Below are 14,681 nucleotides of genomic sequence, written 5' to 3'. Positions count from 1 at the left end.
GCGCGCTCGCCGGCGGGCGGGTCGGCTCAGCGCCGCGGGCCGGCGGCGACGGCGTCGGGTGCCGACTCGGCTCGCGCGCCCTCGACGACCACGACGTGTGCTCCCTGACCCACGTGCACGATCGTGACCGTCACGAGCCACGCGACGCCGATCGCCGCCGCGACGTACTCGAGCGTCGAGCCCACGTCGGTGTTGCCGCGGGCGAGCGAGATGAGCCCGCCCGTCGCAGCGAAGCCCGCCACGAGCAGGCCGCCCACCGCCGAGATGCGACGCATCCAGCGGTCGGTCGCCGTCGCGAGCTGCAGCATCGCCCACGCCCCGGCGGCGAAGCCGAGCACGGCCGCGGCGATGTGCACCGTGTCGCGCGGCGTCGACGCCGACGTGAACGGTGCGGGGCAGCCGTCGGTGCACGTCACCTGCGACGCCACGAGGAACCACGCCGCCGACACCAGCAGCGAGACCGCCGGACGCCACCGATCCAGCACGCGGCCCCGCGAACGCACGTCGCGCACGACCCACGCCACGAGCGCGATGCCCACCACGACGAGCACGAAGCCCCAGCGGAACCACTCCTCGGTGCGCATGTCGACCGCGCCGAGCTCGGAGATGTACAGGTACCGCTCGTAGCGGGCTCGCTGCGTGCCGATGATGACGGCGCCCGCGACGAGCGCCAGCGTCGCGACCGCCCCGACGACGTGGTCGGATCGGGAGGCGCGCACGCGAGGCATCGCACCAGGCTAGCGATCGCAGCACGCCCGAAACCTCCGCGTCACGCCGCGCCGATAGGTTCCCCAGCATGGACCCCACTCGCATGCGCGCGGTGCTCATCGACGAGCACGGCCCGGCGACCGTGGCGCGCGTCGGCGAGGTCGACGCGCCCGTGCGCCTCATGTCGGAGGTGCTCGTCGACGTGCGCGCCGCCGGCATCAACCCCATCGACGTCGCGACGCGTGCCGGCGCCGGTGCGGCCGCAGGCATCCAGGCGTTCCCGTGGGTGGGCGGCCACGACCTCGCGGGCACCGTCGCCGAGGCCGCCTACGAGATGCACGACCTGCAGGTGGGCGACGCCGTGTTCGGCATCGCGAACCCCGCTCGCGGGTGGGGCTCGTTCGCCGAGCGAGCGGCCGTCTCGTCGTTGAGCCTCGCACGCAAGCCGACGTCGCTCACGTGGGAGGAGGCCGCGGCCGTGCCGCTCGCGGCGCTCACCGCATGGGACGCGGTCGTGCGCGTCGCCCGCGCGCACGGTGGGCAGCGGGTGCTCGTGCACGCGGGAGCCGGCGGCGTCGGCCACTTCGCCGTGCAGCTCGCGAGGTACTTCGGCGCGCGCGTCGTCGCGACCGCCTCCGAGGCGAACCTCGACCTGCTGCGCGACCTCGGCGCCGACGAGGTGGTCGATCACACGCGGCAGCGCTTCGAGGAGACGACGCAGAAGGTCGACGTCGTCATCGACCTCGTCGGCAACGTGCACGACGACACCGGCTCGCGCTCCCTCGACGTGCTGCGGCCCGGTGGGCTGTACGTCAACGTGCCCACGGGCTCCTGGCCCGACCACGCGGCCGCGTGCGCCGCAGCCGGCATGCGGTCGTCGTCCTTGGCCGTCGAGCCCGACGGCGCGAACCTCGGCATCGTCGGCAGGCTCATCGAGGCCGGCGACGTGCGCGTGCGCATCGACGCCATCCATGCGCTCGACGACGTCGTCACGGCCTTCGAGCGCGTCGAGTCGGGCCACGCCCGCGGCAAGGTCGTGCTGCAGCTGCGCTGAGTGCCGCCGCGAGTTGCGTTTCGCAGGCGATCAGGGTGGTTCGAGGGGTATCCTCCCTCGGCCACCCCGGATCGCCTGCACAACGCATTCGCGCCATTGGGACGGGTGGGATGGGGCGCTCATCCCCAGGGATGAGATGCGTCGCCGTGCGCCGTGATCTCGCGGGATGCGGGGCTAGCGTGACGACCATGACGCTCACCCGGCTCACCACCATCGCCGCGCGGTGGTGGACGGCACCCATCGCTGCCATCGCCTTCCTCGCGATCGCCCTGACGTACCTGCCGCTCATGCCGGCAGCCATGCTCGCGTGCGGAGCGCTCGCGGTCGTCCGTCGATGGCCGCTCGTCGCGCTCGCGGTCGCGCTGCTCTCGGCCCCGATCGCCGCGATCAGCGCGCCGGCGTGGGGTGGCGGCTTCGCCGGCCCCCTGCTCGTCGCCGGCCTCGCCATCGCCATCGCCGTCTTCGAGCTCGAGCCCATGGAGTGGAGGCTGTACGCGGGCGGCGCCATCGTGACGGTCGCCGCGCTCACCGGCGCGACGCGCACCGCGCTCGAGATCGCGACGTACTCCACGGGTCAGGGCGCCGGGCTCATCCTGGGCGGCGTCCTCGGCTACCTCGTGCTCGGGCTGCTCGTCTGGGCGATCCCGTTCGGGCTGCGGGCGTTCCGGGCGGCGCTGCACGCGGAGCGCGACAAGACGACGGTGCAGGCACGCACGGTCGTCGTCGAGTCGGAGCTGCGCGACGAGCGGCTGCGCGCCGACCTCACGCACGACTTCCACGACGTCATGGCGCACTCGCTCGCCGTGCTCGCCGCGCAGGCCGAGGGGTTGCGGCTCACGCACGCCGAGCATCCCGAGCGCATCGGCCCCGTGCTCACGACGATCTCCGACACCGCGAGGCTCGCGCTCGTGGAGGTGCGGCAGCTGCTCGAGCGCGTCGACGACGACGCGCGCAGGCCGCAGCCGACGATCGAGGACATCCCCGCGCTCATCGACCAGACGCGCACCGCCGGGCCCACCGTCGCGTTCCACGACGCGGGCAGGCACGGCGCCCTGCCGCGCATCGGCGGCATCGCCGCGTACCGCGTGGTGCAGGAGGCCCTCACGAACGCGCTGCGGCACGCGGGCGCCGATGCCGACGTCGTCGTGACGATGTCGTGGACGGGCCCGGGGCTCTCGCTCGCCGTCTCGTCGCCCATCCGCGACCGCGCCGGGCTCGGCCCCATGGGTCGAGGCATCGCGGGCATGCACGAGCGAGCCAGGCAGGCGGGCGGGTGGGTCGACGTCGACGCCGACGGCGATCGGTTCGTCGTCACGGCGTACCTGCCGTACGAGCCCGAGTCGCGCGGCTCGACCATCCTCGACGAGGATCAGCTGCCGACGGTGCCGGTCGCCGTCGTGCCGGCACCGCCGTGGCAGACGCCGCAGGCAGCGCCGCCCGGGCCCCCGACGTGGTCGGCGGCACCGGATGCGGCGACGGGCCCGATGCCTGCACCGCCGACCACGCCGACGCCCGCCGCGACGTGGGGTGAGGCGAACGCCCGCGAGGTGCGACTCGGCACCCCCGATGGGCCCGCGTGATCCGCATCCTCGTCGTCGACGACCAGGCGCTGTTCGTCGACGGGATGCGCATGATCCTCGAGGCGCAGGACGGCTTCGAGGTCGTCGGCACGGCGGCCGGCGGCGCCGAGGCCATCGCCGCCTGCCGTGCCGTGCGGCCCGACGTCGTGCTCATGGACATCCGCATGCCCGGCATCGACGGCATCGCCGCGACGCGAACGATCCGCTCCGAGCATCCGCAGCCGCCACCGCACGTGGTCGTGCTCACGACGGTGCGGCACGACCGCGCGGTGCTCGACGCGATCCGCGCTGGCGCGAGCGGGTTCCTGCTCAAGGATGCGCGGCCCGAGTTCCTCGCACAGGCGATCCGGGCCGTCGTCGACGGGCAGCAGGTCATCGCACCCGCCGAGACGTTCGACCTGCTGCGTGCCGCCGCGATCGTGCGGCCGCAGCCGGAATGGTCGGTGCTGGCCACGCTCACCGAGCGTGAGCGCGAGCTGTTCGCCCTCGCCGCACGCGGCCGGTCGAACGCCGAGATCGGCGCCGAGCTGTTCGTCGCCGAGACGACCGTGAAGACGCACATGCGGGCGATCCTCGGCAAGCTGGGCCTCGCATCCCGCATCCAGCTCATCGCGTTCGCGTACGAGCATCGGCTCGTGCAGTAGCGACCGAGGCGGCGCACCATGCGCACGACGAAGGGCCCCGCCTGACGGCGAGGCCCTTCGTGCAGCGTCAGCGACTCAGACGGTCGCGACGTCCACGGGGATGCCGGGGCCGAAGGTCGTCGAGACCGTCGCCTTCTGCACGTAGCGGCCCTTCGACGACGACGGCTTGAGACGCACGATCTCGTCGAGCGCGGCACGGACGTTCTCGTTGAGCTGCTCCTGCGAGAACGACGCCTTGCCCACGACGAAGTGCACGTTCGCGTGCTTGTCGACGCGGAACTCGATGCGACCGCCCTTGATGTCGGTCACGGCCTTGGCCACGTCGGGCGTGACGGTGCCCGTGCGCGGGTTCGGCATGAGGCCACGAGGACCGAGCACCTTGCCGAGTCGACCGACCTTGCCCATGAGCTCGGGGCTCGCGACGGCGGCGTCGAACGACGTGTAGCCGGCGGCCACCTTCTCGATGAGCTCGTCGGAGCCCACCTCGTCGGCGCCCGCGTCGAGGGCTGCCTGCGCTGCAGGGCCCTGCGCGAAGACGATGACGCGCTGCGTCTTGCCCGTGCCGTGGGGAAGAGACACGGTGCCACGGACCATCTGGTCGGCCTTGCGCGGGTCGACGCCGAGCTTCAGCGCCACCTCGACGGTGGAGTCGGTCTTGGTGGAGCCGGTCTCGCGAGCGATCGCGACGGCCTCCTCCGGGGTGTAGTGACGGTCGGCCTCGAGCCGAGCCGCCGCGGCGCGGTACGCCTTGGACTTCTGTGCCATTGTTCTCTCCTTCAGAGTCGCGGTGCGCGCCTGGCAGGCGCTCCCACTGGTGGAGCCATCAGGCTCCGGATGATGCTGCGATCAGCCCTCGACCGTGATGCCCATCGAACGGGCGGTGCCCGCGATGATGAGCTTCGCGCCGTCGATGTCGTTCGCGTTGAGGTCGGGCATCTTCTGCTCCGCGATCTCGGCGACCTGGGCGTCGGTGATCTTGCCGACCTTCTCGGTGTGCGGGACGCCCGAGCCCTTCTTCACGCCTGCAGCCTTCTTGATGAGCTCTGCAGCCGGCGGGGTCTTGAGCACGAAGTCGAACGAGCGGTCCTCGTAGACGGTGATCTCGACCGGGATGACGTTGCCGCGCTGGTTCTCCGTCGCGGCGTTGTACGCCTTGCAGAACTCCATGATGTTCACGCCGTGCTGACCCAGCGCCGGACCCACGGGGGGCGCGGGGTTCGCTGCGCCGGCCTGGATCTGGAGCTTGATCAGACCCGTGACCTTCTTCTTGGATGCCATGTCTCTTCCTTCTGTCTTCACGCCGCCCCTCGGGCCGGCGAACCAGCCCTGGCAGGGGCTAGAGCTTGGTGACCTGCCCGAATCCGAGCTCGACGGGCGTCTCGCGCTCGAAGAGGCTCACGAGGACCGTGAGCTTGCCGGACGCGGGCTGGATCTCGGAGATCGTGCCGGGGAAGCCCGCGAACGAGCCCTCGGTGATCGTGATGGTCTCGCCGACCTCGTAGTCGACGTCGGTGACGACGGTGCGCTCCTGCTGCGGGGCGCCCTGCTGCTGCTCCGCGAGCTCGGCGTCGGCGATGGGCTTGAGCATCGTGAACGCCTCGTTGAAGCGCAGCGGTGCCGGGTTGTGGGCGTTGCCGACGAAGCCGGTGACGCCGGGCGTGTGCCGCACGACGCTCCAGGTGTCCTCGTCGAGGTCCATGCGCACGAGCACGTAGCCGGGCACGCGGACGCGGTTGACGCGCTTGCCGACGCCGTTCTTGACCTCGAGCACGTCCTCGGTGGGGACCTGGATCTCGTAGATGCCGTCGACCTGCATGTTCTCGGCGCGGCTGGCGATGTTCGCCTTGACCTTCTTCTCGTAGCCGGCGTACGAGTGGATGACGAACCACTTGCCCGGGCGCATGCGCAGCTCGCGCTTGAACTCGGCGTACGGGTCGGCCTCGGGCTCCGCGGCCTCGTCGCGCGACTGCGGTGCGATGTCGTCGAGCGCGGTCTGCAGGTTGCGGTCGATGTCGTTGGCGTCGGTCATGATGCTCTCCCCCGTGGTCCTCTTGTCAGCCCTCGAACGGCGAGCGGCCGGCGAAGATCCATGCCACGAGTCGTCCGAAGACCTGGTCGAGCCCCGTGACGAGCGCCATCATGATGACGACGAACACCAGCACGACGAGCGTGTAGCTCAGCAGCTCGCGCCACGTCGGCGTCACGACCTTGCGCAGCTCGTCCATGACCTGCTTCAGGAACAGGACGATGCCGCCGAAGAAGCGGGCGACTGCTGCGAAGGGGTTGGCTCGGCGCGGGCGCTTGGTCGACGGGCGCTGCTCGTCGATCGCGTTCTGTGCCACGGGGACCCTTCTTCTTCTGCACGACACCCCCGTCGGGGTGCCGCTGCCCGTCGAACGACGGGCCGAGCAGGGCGGACAGGACTCGAACCTGCAACCTGCGGTTTTGGAGACCGCTGCTCTACCAATTGAGCCACCGCCCTCGGCGAGTGATCGACTCCATGGCTTCGCCGACCCGGACTGGCTTGGATCGTGCCTCGAAGGCGCGCGAGATCATGGCAGTTGTCAACCACCGAGGAACCAGCATACGGGCCTCGCGGGCGTGCTGTCCACCTGGCGCCGCGGTCGCGGCGCGCCGCGAGGGCGGGGCGTGCAGCGTGCACCACCCACGCCCGCGTGGCCCCTCGTGCCCACATCCTCCGCTCGCTAGCCTTGGGCCTCGTGAGCCGCATCTCCCAGCGCATCGCCGCCATCGCCGAGTCCGCCACCCTGAAGGTCGACGCGAAGGCGAAGGCCCTCAAGGCCCAGGGCCGCGACGTCATCTCGTACGCCGCGGGCGAGCCCGACTTCCCGACGCCCGCGAACGTCGTCGAGGCCGCCTCGCGCGCCGTGCTCGACCCGGCGAACCATCGCTACACGCCGGCCGCCGGCCTGCCGGATCTGCGCGAGGCGATCGCCGCGAAGACGCTGCGCGACTCGGGCACGCCCGTCGACGCCGGCCAGGTCGTGGTGACCAACGGCGGCAAGCAGGCCGTCTACCAGGCGTTCCAGGTGCTGCTCGACCCGGGCGACGAGGTGCTCGTGCCCACGCCGTACTGGACGACCTACCCCGAGGCGATCGCCCTCACCGGCGCGACGCAGGTCGACGTCTTCGCGGGCGCCGACCAGGGCTACAAGGTCACGGTCGACCAGCTCGAGGCCGCACGCACGCCCAAGACCAAGGTGCTGCTGTTCGTGAGCCCGTCGAACCCGACCGGCGCGGTGTACTCGCCCGACGAGGTGCGCGCCATCGGCGAGTGGGCCGAGGCGAACGGCCTCTGGGTCGTGAGCGACGAGATCTACCAGAACCTCGTCTACGACGGCGTGCGCGCCGTGTCGATCACCGAGGCCGTGCCTGCGCTCGCCGACCGCACGATCCTCGTGAACGGCGTCGCGAAGAGCTACGCCATGACCGGATGGCGCCTGGGATGGATGGTGGGGCCGAAGGACGCGATCGCGGCTGCGGCGAACCTGCAGTCGCACCTGACGTCGAACGTGAGCAACATCGCCCAGCGCGCCGCCATCGAGGCGCTCACCGGCCCGCAGGACGCGGTCGAGGAGATGCGGCAGGCGTTCGACCGTCGTCGCCGCGTCGCCGTGGCCGAGCTCTCGCGCATCGAGGGCATCACGGTGCCGACCCCCGAGGGCGCCTTCTACGTCTACGCCGACGTGCAGGGGCTGCTGGGTCGCGAGTGGGGCGGCGTGACGCCGACCACGTCGCTCGAGCTCGCCGACCTCATGCTCGAGCAGGCCGAGGTGGCTGCCGTGCCCGGTGAGGCGTTCGGCCCCTCCGGCTACCTGCGCCTGTCGTACGCGCTCGGCGACGCACCGCTGCTCGAGGGCATCCAGCGCCTGCAGCGCCTCTTCGCCTCCTGACGCGAGCGCGCACCGCTGGCGGTCGAGCCCGCCGCCGCTCGGTCCGCCCCGGCGCGCCATCACGCGCGCCGCGCCGCGCCCTCGTCCACGAGCGCCGCCTGCTCGATGGCGGACGTGATGGCCGCGACCGCCGCGTCGACGCGCACGTCGGCCTCGTCGCGATCCAGGTCGTCCGAGTCGTGCACGAACGCCGTGACGCCGACGCCGCTGCCGACGTACTCGACGATGCCGTGCTCGATCTGGGTCGTGAACGCGCGCAGGTAGCCGTGCCTCGCGAACGGCTCGGCCCCGAAGCCCGCGACAGGCAGCAGATGGATCGTCAGCCGCTGCAGCATCGGCACGAGGCGCCCGTCGTCGAGCGAGAAGGCCCAGCCGCGCACGAAGACGCGATCGATCCATCCCTTGAGCTGCGCAGGCATCGACCACCAGTGCACGGGGAAGACGAGCACGAGGTGCTCGGCGTCGTCGATCCTGCGCTGCTCGGCCGCGACGTCCTCCTGGGGCGGCGGGGTGGCGTCGTCGAGATACGCACGCCGATCGGCGACCGAGAAGCTCGGGTCGAAGCCCTCCTGCGCGAGGTGCGCGAGCGTCGCGCGCTCGGTGCCGAGACGCTCGTGCAGGCGCCGAGCGGCCTCGTGCACGAGCGAGTCGGCGTCGGGATGCGCGGTGACGACCAGCGTGCTCACGCGGCGCCGCCCGCGGCCTCGTCGTGCGGCACGAGCGCGGTGACGCGGATCTCGACCCGCATGCCCGGCGCGCCGAGGGTGCGCACGCCGAGCTCGGTCCAGATGGGGCGACGATGCGGCATGCGCGCGTGCAGCTGCGCGACGACGGCATCGGTGTGCTCGCCCTCGATCGCGACGTCGGAGACCGTGACGTGGAACGTGTCGATGGCGATGACGTGCTCCCAGGTGGCGCCCGCCTCGCGCAGGATCGTCTCGACGTTGTCGAACGCGCGGGCGATCTCGTCGCCGAGGTCGTCGGGGAAGCGGAGCTCGAGGTCCCAGCCGCCCTGTCCCGAGATCTCGACGCGGTCGTACGCGGCGGGCGCGTATCGGACGGCCTGGCTGTAGCGGAGGTCGCGCTGCATGCGCGAGACGGCGTGGTCGCCGGGGGTGTCCGTGAAGCGCGGTCGACGGTCATTCAGTTCATGCATGAAGCGAACGTAGCATGGGATCGCTTCACACGTGAAGCATCCTTCGCGCCTCTATGCTGAGAGCGTGACGGATCCGAGCCCGGCGAGCGCGACCGAGCCGCGCTGGCTCGACGCCGAGGAGAAGGAGGCCTGGACCGGCCTCGTCTCGCTCGCGCTGCTCATGCCCGGCCGCCTCGAGCAGCCACTGCGGCAGCACGGCCTCACGCTCTTCGAGTACCTCACGCTCAGCCACATCTCGGAGGCGCCGGAGCGCACGATGCGCATGAGCGAGCTCGCCTACCTCGCCAACGGCTCCCTCTCGCGGCTGTCGAACGTCGTGGCGCGCTTCGAGCAGCGCGGACTCGTCGAGCGCCTCCCCGACCCGGACGACCGCCGCGTGACCCTCGTCCATCTTCTCGAAGAGGGCTTCGCGCTCGTCGTCGCGGCGGCACCCACGCACGTCGAGTCGGTGCGACGCCTCGTGCTCGACCGCATCACGGCCGCCGACCAGCGCGCGCTCGCCCGCATCGCGGGCAGGCTGCGCGGCATGCCGGGCGACGAGCCCGGCTGACCCGCACGGTCGCGGCACCCGCTCGCGGCGGACGCCCGCGTCGCACGCGCGGCGCGCGAACGCTCGCGACTAGCGGCGACCGAGTCGACGCTCGCCCGCGGCGCCCGTCGCGTACGACAGCCCGTAGTGGGCGTAGAGCTCGGGCTCCTGCGTCGCCTCGAGCTCGCCGTCGGTCGGGATCGAGGGGGCATCCTTGACCAGCCGCTTGTCGTAGGTGACCACGAGGTGCTTGGGGGTCACGGTCGCGCCATCGAGCGGCACGAAGCTCAGCTTGTGCCTGCCGAGCATGCCGGTCCTGACCGCGGCGAAGGCCGGCGCGTCCGTCGCGGTGTCGAAGTAGATGCTCTCGAGCGGTCCGACGGTGTCGCCGGCAGGGTCGACGACGCTCGACCCGATCCAGTCGCGGATGTTGGCGGCCTCGAACATGGTGCATCCTCTTCGTCGTCCACGCGTGGTGCATCGGGCCGGCGGTCGCCGACCCGCGATCCTCAGGGCCGCATGAGCCCGGCCCCGTGGCCACGATAGGTCCGCGCCGAGCGAGCGGGCAAGGGATCCGCGCGTCGCGGTGCGCGCAGCCCTGCAGCACGCACCATCAGCCTGGGGCGGCAGGTCAGACGGCGCTCGCGTCGTCCTGCAGGCGACGCAACGCCAGCGTCCACGCCTGCTGCAGCGCCGCACGCTCGTCGTCGTCGACCTCCCACGGCTCGTGTCGGATGTCGACGACGGCGCCGCCGTGCTCGCCGTCCGCGAACTCGGCCGTCACCGTCGCGGGGTGCTCGCCGCCGTGGCGGTACGAGTGGCGGATGCGACTGCCGATCTCGATGTCGTGCACCTCGCCCCAGCGGGTCTCCTCGCCGCCAGGCGCGTGCTCGACGATCGCGCCGCCAGGCTGCTGCTCGACGTGCAGGTCGGCGCGAGCGGCGCGGCCGTGCTGCCACCACGATCCGAAGTCGCGCACGTAGGCGTCGAACGCGCGGGAGCGCGAGACGTGCAGCTCGAGACGCACGTGCGCATCGTCGGTCGCGGCGGTGTCGCGGGGGGCGTCGGCGGTCGGCTGGTCTGTGTCTGCAGCATCCATGGCTCCCCCAGGCTGCACGCCACCGGGCGTGGGCACAAGCGCTTGCGCGCACGCCACGTCTGCGCGTGGCGTCGCCGCGACTAGAGCTCGACGCCGACGAGCACCGGCTCGGGCGCCAGGCGCACGCCGAGCTCACCCTCGACGCGCGTCTGCACGAAGCGCGCCAGATCCGCCACCTGCTCGCCCGTCGCACCGCCGCGGTTCGTGATCGCGAGCGTGTGCTTCGACGAGATCGCCGCGTTCGAGTGCGGCAGCGCGAAGCCCCTGCCGATGCCGGCGCGCTCGATGAGCCACGCCGCCGACAGCTTCACGCGCGACTCCACCGGCTCGCGCACCGGCACGGGCGCGTCTGCACCGAGCGGCACGACCGTCGCCTGCGCCTCCGGGGTCGTCGACCAGCGCGGCGCATCCTGCGGCAGCTGCGCGGCGAACCGGCCGGACACGATCGGGTTCGTGAAGAACGAGCCCGCCGACACCGAGTCGGGGTCGTCCGAGAGCACCATGCCCTTCGACGACCGCAACGCCAGCACGCTCTCGCGGACGGCGTCGAGCGGCACGCGCCTGCCGAGGTCGACGCCGAGCGCCTGCGCGAGCTGGCCGTACGCGATGGGCTGGCTCAGCCCATCCCTCGCATGCCGCAGCCGCAGGTCGACCGCGAGCACGAGCCCCTGCAGGTCGCCGCGCTTCAACGCGCTGTCGCGGTAGCCGAGCCGCAGCTGCGACGCGGGCACGTGGCGCACCTCGAGCGTGTCGGCGTCGAGCAGCTCGACGCCCACGAGGCACGCGCCGACCTCCTGCCCGTACGCGCCGATGTTCTGGATGGGGGCGGCGCCGACCGAGCCGGGGATGCCGCTGAGCGCCTCGATGCCAGCCCACCCCTCGGCGACGGCGCGCTCGACGAGCGCCTCCCACGACTCCCCCGCCTCGACGCGCACGACGATCGAGTCGTCGGCGGGCTCCTCGTCGCCCACCGGGCGCTCGCGGCGTGCGACGGCGGGCAGCACCTCGACGCCCGTCGTGCGCATGCGCAGCACCGTGCCGTCGAACGGCTCGTCGGAGGCGACGGTGTTCGAGCCTCCGCCGAGCAGCACGTGCGGCTCGGCGTCGCCGATCAGCTGCGCGTACGCGGCGATCGCCTCGTCACGCGTCGACGCGTCGATCCACCGCTCGGCCTCGCCGCCGACGCGCATGGTCGTCGCATCCGCGAACCTCATGGCAGGCGCACCACGACCTGCGCCTTCGCGAGCACCGTCTGCCCGCCGAAGGTCACCGTCAGGTCGATGCGTGCCGTGCCATCGCCGGGCAGCGCACCCACCTTCGCCTCGACCGAGACGTCGGCGCCCGCGTCCGCGTCGACGACGACGGGGCGCGTGAAGCGCACCTGGTAGTCGCGCACTCGGCCGGGGTCGCCGATCCAGTCGACGACGGGCTGCACGGCCTGCCCCATCGTGAGCATGCCGTGCGCGAGCACGCCGGGCAGCCCGACGGCGACGGCGACGTCGTCGCGGTAGTGGATGGGGTTGAAGTCGCCAGACGCGCCCGCGTAGCGCACGAGCGACTCGCGGGAGAGGTAGAGGTCGCGCGTCGCGACCACGGTGCCGACCTCGAGGGCGCTCGCGTCGATGCTCATGCGTCCGCTCCCACCACGAGGCTCGAGAAGGCGGTCGCGACGAGCGCGCCGCCGGCGTCGGTGATGCGCGCCTCGGTCGACACCATCGCGTTGCCGCCGAGGGCTCGCACGTTCGTGACGCCGAACGCGACCTGCAGCTCGTCGCCTGCGACGATGGGCCGCTCGATCGTGAAGCGCTGGTCGCCGTGCACGACGCGAGAGAGCTCGATGCCTGCCGTCTCGTCGGCGAGCAGCTGGTCGAGGCCGCGCTGCGACACGACGATCGCGAACGTCGGCGGTGCGACGACGTCGGCGTAGCCCGCGGCGCGGGCGGCCTCGACGTCGTGGTGCACGGGATGCTGGGCGCCGACGGCTGCGGCGAACTCGCGCACCTTCTCTCGACCGACCGCGTAGGGGGCGGTCGGCGGGTAGGTGCGCCCGGTCAGATCAGAGGCGACAGGCACGCAGCGAGCCTACCGCCGGGGTGCGCGCGGGGCAGGGATGCCTCGGGCTCCTCCTGCCGGGTCGGCCGTGCACATGGAGCGTCGACCTAGGCTCCGCCACCGTCGGCGTCGCCGACGGCGTCGCTCCGCTCGCGCCTGCCGGCACGCACGAGCCGCCAGATCGTCACGCCGCCGACCGCGAGCGCGAGCACCGCGAGCATCGGACCCACCCACGCCAGCTGCGCAGGCTCGTCCACCACGCGGATCGCGCACGACACGAGCACGCACGCAGCCCAGGCTCCGATCGTCCACGCCTGCAGACGCTTCGCCGACGCGACCCGGCCGGCATCGAACGGCGCCTTCCTGCCGTCGCGATCGCGCGGATCGGTCGCGCGCTGCACCGCGACGACGCCGGGCAGCAGTGCGCCCTGCCCGACGATGAAGATCACCCACGCCCACGCCTGCGCATCCATGCCTCCATGGTCTCGGCTGGCGCTGGCAGCGTCCAGCGACCATCGGCGTAGGCCCGCGAGCGAGGCGGCATCGCGCGAGCACCCCGTGGAACGCAGGAAGCCCCCGGATCCGCGAGGATCCGGGGGCTGTCGTAGCGAGGGCGGGGCTCGAACCCGCGACCTCACGATTATGAGTCGTGCGCTCTTACCAGCTGAGCTACCCCGCCACTGCGCCCACCCGAGCACGAGGCGTCAAGCAGGAGCGAGCCCCGAGCGAGGATCGAACTCGCGACCCCTTCCTTACCATGGAAGTGCTCTACCGCTGAGCTATCGGGGCGATGCCGTCGCGCGCTCGAGCGCGCCAGGCAACCGAATGAGCATAGCACCGAGACGGGCGTCGACGTCACGTCGGCGAGGGGTTCCGCGGCGTGCCGCGCAGCAGGCCACCATGGACCCATGACTGGTCGCGTCGTGCTCGCAGGAGGATCCGGATTCATCGGCAAGGCCATCGCCGCGCGCATGGCCGCCGACGTCCGCGAGGTGCGCACCATCGGCCGCGGATCGTCGGCGGATGCGCGCTGGGGCGACGATGCCGGCATCGCACGGCTCGTCGATGGGGCCTCGCTCGTCGTGAACCTCGCCGGCCGCTCGGTGAACTGCAGGTACACGGACGCGAACCGTGCCGAGATCCTCGACTCTCGCGTCGACACCACGCGAGCGCTCGGTGCGGCGATCGCGGCCGTCGACGCTCCCCCGCCGCTGTGGCTGAACGCCTCCACCGCCACCACCTACTCGCACACGACCGACCGCCCCCACACCGAGGCCGACCCCGCCGGCGAGAAGGGCTTCTCGGAGGACGTCGCCCGTGCATGGGAGGCGGCGCTCGCCGAGGAGGACCTGCCCGCGACGCGGCGCGTGCCGCTGCGCATCACGATCGCGCTCGGGGCGGACGGGCCGGCGACGGCGATGCTGTTCCGCCTCGCACGGCTCGGCATCGGCGGCACCCAGTTCGACGGGCCGTGGCTGCCGCACACGCGCTATCGCGGCGTGGGCGTGGCGAAGGACGACCCGGCTGCGACCGCACCGAGCCGCGGACGCGGCACCCGCGGCCGTCAACGGTTCTCGTGGATCCACGTCGACGACGTCGTGGGCGCGATCTCGCACATCGAGGCGCATCCCGAGATCTCCGGCCCCGTGAACCTCGCGGCGCCCGATCCGGTGACGAACGCGGAGCTCATGTCGCTGCTGCGCTCGACCGTGGGGATGCCGGTGGGATTGCCGGCTGGGCGGTTCATGCTCGAGCCGGCGATGGCGGTGCTGGGCACCGAGAGCGAGCTCGTGCTGAAGTCGCGGTGGGTGCTGCCCGGCGTGCTGACCCAGACGGGCTACGTGTTCCAGCATCCGACGCTGCGCGGCGCCCTCGCCGAGGTGTGGGCGGGGATGCGCGCGCGCTGACCGGCCGCCGGCCCCCGCGCGTCAGGTGATTGGCGACT

At 72.3% G+C, this 14,681-nt stretch carries 18 protein-coding genes, 3 tRNA genes and 1 pseudogene; 6 read left to right on the top strand and 16 right to left on the bottom strand.

The window, feature by feature from the left end; all coding sequences use genetic code 11:
* Positions 1-26: 26 nt before the first annotated feature.
* A complete protein-coding gene (locus tag ACZ6H8_RS14630) occupies positions 27-728 on the bottom strand; it encodes a DUF998 domain-containing protein (RefSeq protein WP_464147643.1) in 702 nt (233 codons plus the stop codon).
* A 68-nt stretch (positions 729-796) separates the two neighbouring features.
* Here ACZ6H8_RS14630 and ACZ6H8_RS14625 point away from each other — a divergent pair, with 68 nt between their 5' ends.
* The 3 genes from ACZ6H8_RS14625 (at position 797) to ACZ6H8_RS14615 (ending at position 3,986) form a co-directional block, all read left to right on the top strand.
* A complete protein-coding gene (locus ACZ6H8_RS14625) occupies positions 797-1,762 on the top strand; it encodes an NADP-dependent oxidoreductase (RefSeq protein WP_464147642.1) in 966 nt (321 codons plus the stop codon).
* Positions 1,763-1,950: 188 nt separating this feature from the next.
* Positions 1,951-3,342 (top strand): sensor histidine kinase, encoded by a 1,392-nt coding sequence (locus ACZ6H8_RS14620; protein WP_464147640.1) that lies wholly within the window; start codon positions 1,951-1,953, stop codon positions 3,340-3,342.
* Positions 3,339-3,986 (top strand): response regulator, encoded by a 648-nt coding sequence (locus tag ACZ6H8_RS14615; protein WP_464147639.1) that lies wholly within the window; start codon positions 3,339-3,341, stop codon positions 3,984-3,986. The genes ACZ6H8_RS14620 and ACZ6H8_RS14615 overlap by 4 nt, the downstream gene beginning before the upstream one ends.
* Before the next feature lie 75 nt (positions 3,987-4,061).
* On the opposite strand, the gene rplA is transcribed toward ACZ6H8_RS14615, so the two are convergent.
* From rplA to ACZ6H8_RS14590, 5 genes and pseudogenes are all read right to left on the bottom strand, one after another.
* On the bottom strand, positions 4,062-4,751 hold the full coding sequence (gene rplA / locus ACZ6H8_RS14610) for a 50S ribosomal protein L1 (RefSeq protein ID WP_464147638.1): 690 nt from the start codon (positions 4,749-4,751) through the stop codon (positions 4,062-4,064).
* Positions 4,752-4,832: 81 nt separating this feature from the next.
* Entirely contained in the window at positions 4,833-5,264 is a 432-nt protein-coding gene (gene rplK, locus ACZ6H8_RS14605; RefSeq protein WP_464147637.1) for a 50S ribosomal protein L11, read from the bottom strand.
* Between the two features lie 58 nt (positions 5,265-5,322).
* Positions 5,323-5,925: pseudogene (gene nusG / locus ACZ6H8_RS14600) on the bottom strand (transcription termination/antitermination protein NusG); the annotation flags it as partial.
* 115 nt (positions 5,926-6,040) lie between these two features.
* Entirely contained in the window at positions 6,041-6,328 is a 288-nt protein-coding gene (gene secE, locus ACZ6H8_RS14595; RefSeq protein WP_464147636.1) for a preprotein translocase subunit SecE, read from the bottom strand.
* 67 nt (positions 6,329-6,395) lie between these two features.
* A tRNA-Trp gene (locus ACZ6H8_RS14590) sits at positions 6,396-6,468 on the bottom strand.
* 238 nt (positions 6,469-6,706) lie between these two features.
* On the opposite strand from ACZ6H8_RS14590, the gene ACZ6H8_RS14585 reads away from it, so the two are divergent.
* Positions 6,707-7,900: a pyridoxal phosphate-dependent aminotransferase gene (locus ACZ6H8_RS14585; RefSeq protein ID WP_464147635.1), complete on the top strand. Its 1,194-nt coding sequence runs from the start codon at positions 6,707-6,709 to the stop codon at positions 7,898-7,900.
* A 59-nt stretch (positions 7,901-7,959) separates the two neighbouring features.
* Here the strand turns inward: ACZ6H8_RS14585 and ACZ6H8_RS14580 are convergent, their stop codons facing one another.
* On the bottom strand, positions 7,960-8,586 hold the full coding sequence (locus ACZ6H8_RS14580; protein WP_464147633.1) for an NAD(P)H-dependent oxidoreductase: 627 nt from the start codon (positions 8,584-8,586) through the stop codon (positions 7,960-7,962).
* Positions 8,583-9,056, bottom strand: a complete 474-nt coding sequence (locus tag ACZ6H8_RS14575) for a Rid family hydrolase (RefSeq protein WP_464147632.1) — start codon at positions 9,054-9,056, stop codon at positions 8,583-8,585. Before ACZ6H8_RS14575 ends, ACZ6H8_RS14580 begins: the two co-directional genes overlap by 4 nt.
* Before the next feature lie 64 nt (positions 9,057-9,120).
* Here ACZ6H8_RS14575 and ACZ6H8_RS14570 point away from each other — a divergent pair, with 64 nt between their 5' ends.
* Positions 9,121-9,606 (top strand): MarR family winged helix-turn-helix transcriptional regulator, encoded by a 486-nt coding sequence (locus ACZ6H8_RS14570; RefSeq protein ID WP_464147631.1) that lies wholly within the window; start codon positions 9,121-9,123, stop codon positions 9,604-9,606.
* 69 nt (positions 9,607-9,675) lie between these two features.
* Here the strand turns inward: ACZ6H8_RS14570 and ACZ6H8_RS14565 are convergent, their stop codons facing one another.
* From ACZ6H8_RS14565 to ACZ6H8_RS14530, 8 genes are all read right to left on the bottom strand, one after another.
* On the bottom strand, positions 9,676-10,032 hold the full coding sequence (locus ACZ6H8_RS14565; protein WP_464147630.1) for a PRC-barrel domain-containing protein: 357 nt from the start codon (positions 10,030-10,032) through the stop codon (positions 9,676-9,678).
* Between the two features lie 184 nt (positions 10,033-10,216).
* Positions 10,217-10,684, bottom strand: a complete 468-nt coding sequence (locus ACZ6H8_RS14560; RefSeq protein WP_464147629.1) for an SRPBCC domain-containing protein — start codon at positions 10,682-10,684, stop codon at positions 10,217-10,219.
* Positions 10,685-10,764: 80 nt separating this feature from the next.
* Positions 10,765-11,898 (bottom strand): UDP-N-acetylmuramate dehydrogenase, encoded by a 1,134-nt coding sequence (locus ACZ6H8_RS14555; protein WP_464147628.1) that lies wholly within the window; start codon positions 11,896-11,898, stop codon positions 10,765-10,767.
* Positions 11,895-12,314, bottom strand: a complete 420-nt coding sequence (locus ACZ6H8_RS14550; protein ID WP_464147627.1) for a MaoC/PaaZ C-terminal domain-containing protein — start codon at positions 12,312-12,314, stop codon at positions 11,895-11,897. Before ACZ6H8_RS14550 ends, ACZ6H8_RS14555 begins: the two co-directional genes overlap by 4 nt.
* The gene (locus tag ACZ6H8_RS14545) at positions 12,311-12,757 is read right to left on the bottom strand and encodes an FAS1-like dehydratase domain-containing protein (RefSeq protein ID WP_464147626.1); all 447 of its coding nucleotides are present in this window, start codon (positions 12,755-12,757) and stop codon (positions 12,311-12,313) included. Before ACZ6H8_RS14545 ends, ACZ6H8_RS14550 begins: the two co-directional genes overlap by 4 nt.
* A gap of 86 nt (positions 12,758-12,843) precedes the next feature.
* Positions 12,844-13,209, bottom strand: coding sequence for a hypothetical protein (locus ACZ6H8_RS14540; RefSeq protein WP_464147625.1), 366 nt, complete (start codon positions 13,207-13,209; stop codon positions 12,844-12,846).
* Between the two features lie 132 nt (positions 13,210-13,341).
* A tRNA-Met gene (locus ACZ6H8_RS14535) sits at positions 13,342-13,415 on the bottom strand.
* 38 nt (positions 13,416-13,453) lie between these two features.
* Positions 13,454-13,525 (bottom strand) — tRNA-Thr (locus tag ACZ6H8_RS14530).
* A 119-nt stretch (positions 13,526-13,644) separates the two neighbouring features.
* Between ACZ6H8_RS14530 and ACZ6H8_RS14525 the strand changes: the two genes are divergently transcribed.
* Complete coding sequence (locus ACZ6H8_RS14525; RefSeq protein ID WP_464147624.1) at positions 13,645-14,643, top strand: epimerase; 999 nt, start codon at positions 13,645-13,647, stop codon at positions 14,641-14,643.
* The last annotated feature ends 38 nt before the right edge of the window (positions 14,644-14,681 follow it).

Source organism: Agrococcus sp. AC640b, from assembly GCF_979255995.1.
The sequence above is the reverse complement of the archived record's forward strand: the minus strand, read 5'-3'. Positions and strand labels throughout refer to the sequence as shown.

Coding starts and splice junctions, on each gene's coding strand:
- ACZ6H8_RS14540 (WP_464147625.1), bottom strand. CDS start 13,209: ATGGATGCGCAGGCGTGGGCGTGGGTGATCTTCATCGTCGGGCAGGGC.
- ACZ6H8_RS14555 (WP_464147628.1), bottom strand. CDS start 11,898: ATGAGGTTCGCGGATGCGACGACCATGCGCGTCGGCGGCGAGGCCGAG.
- ACZ6H8_RS14560 (WP_464147629.1), bottom strand. CDS start 10,684: ATGGATGCTGCAGACACAGACCAGCCGACCGCCGACGCCCCCCGCGAC.
- ACZ6H8_RS14550 (WP_464147627.1), bottom strand. CDS start 12,314: ATGAGCATCGACGCGAGCGCCCTCGAGGTCGGCACCGTGGTCGCGACG.
- ACZ6H8_RS14620 (WP_464147640.1), top strand. CDS start 1,951: ATGACGCTCACCCGGCTCACCACCATCGCCGCGCGGTGGTGGACGGCA.
- ACZ6H8_RS14525 (WP_464147624.1), top strand. CDS start 13,645: ATGACTGGTCGCGTCGTGCTCGCAGGAGGATCCGGATTCATCGGCAAG.
- rplK (WP_464147637.1), bottom strand. CDS start 5,264: ATGGCATCCAAGAAGAAGGTCACGGGTCTGATCAAGCTCCAGATCCAG.
- ACZ6H8_RS14565 (WP_464147630.1), bottom strand. CDS start 10,032: ATGTTCGAGGCCGCCAACATCCGCGACTGGATCGGGTCGAGCGTCGTC.
- ACZ6H8_RS14625 (WP_464147642.1), top strand. CDS start 797: ATGGACCCCACTCGCATGCGCGCGGTGCTCATCGACGAGCACGGCCCG.
- ACZ6H8_RS14575 (WP_464147632.1), bottom strand. CDS start 9,056: ATGCATGAACTGAATGACCGTCGACCGCGCTTCACGGACACCCCCGGC.
- ACZ6H8_RS14630 (WP_464147643.1), bottom strand. CDS start 728: ATGCCTCGCGTGCGCGCCTCCCGATCCGACCACGTCGTCGGGGCGGTC.
- rplA (WP_464147638.1), bottom strand. CDS start 4,751: ATGGCACAGAAGTCCAAGGCGTACCGCGCCGCGGCGGCTCGGCTCGAG.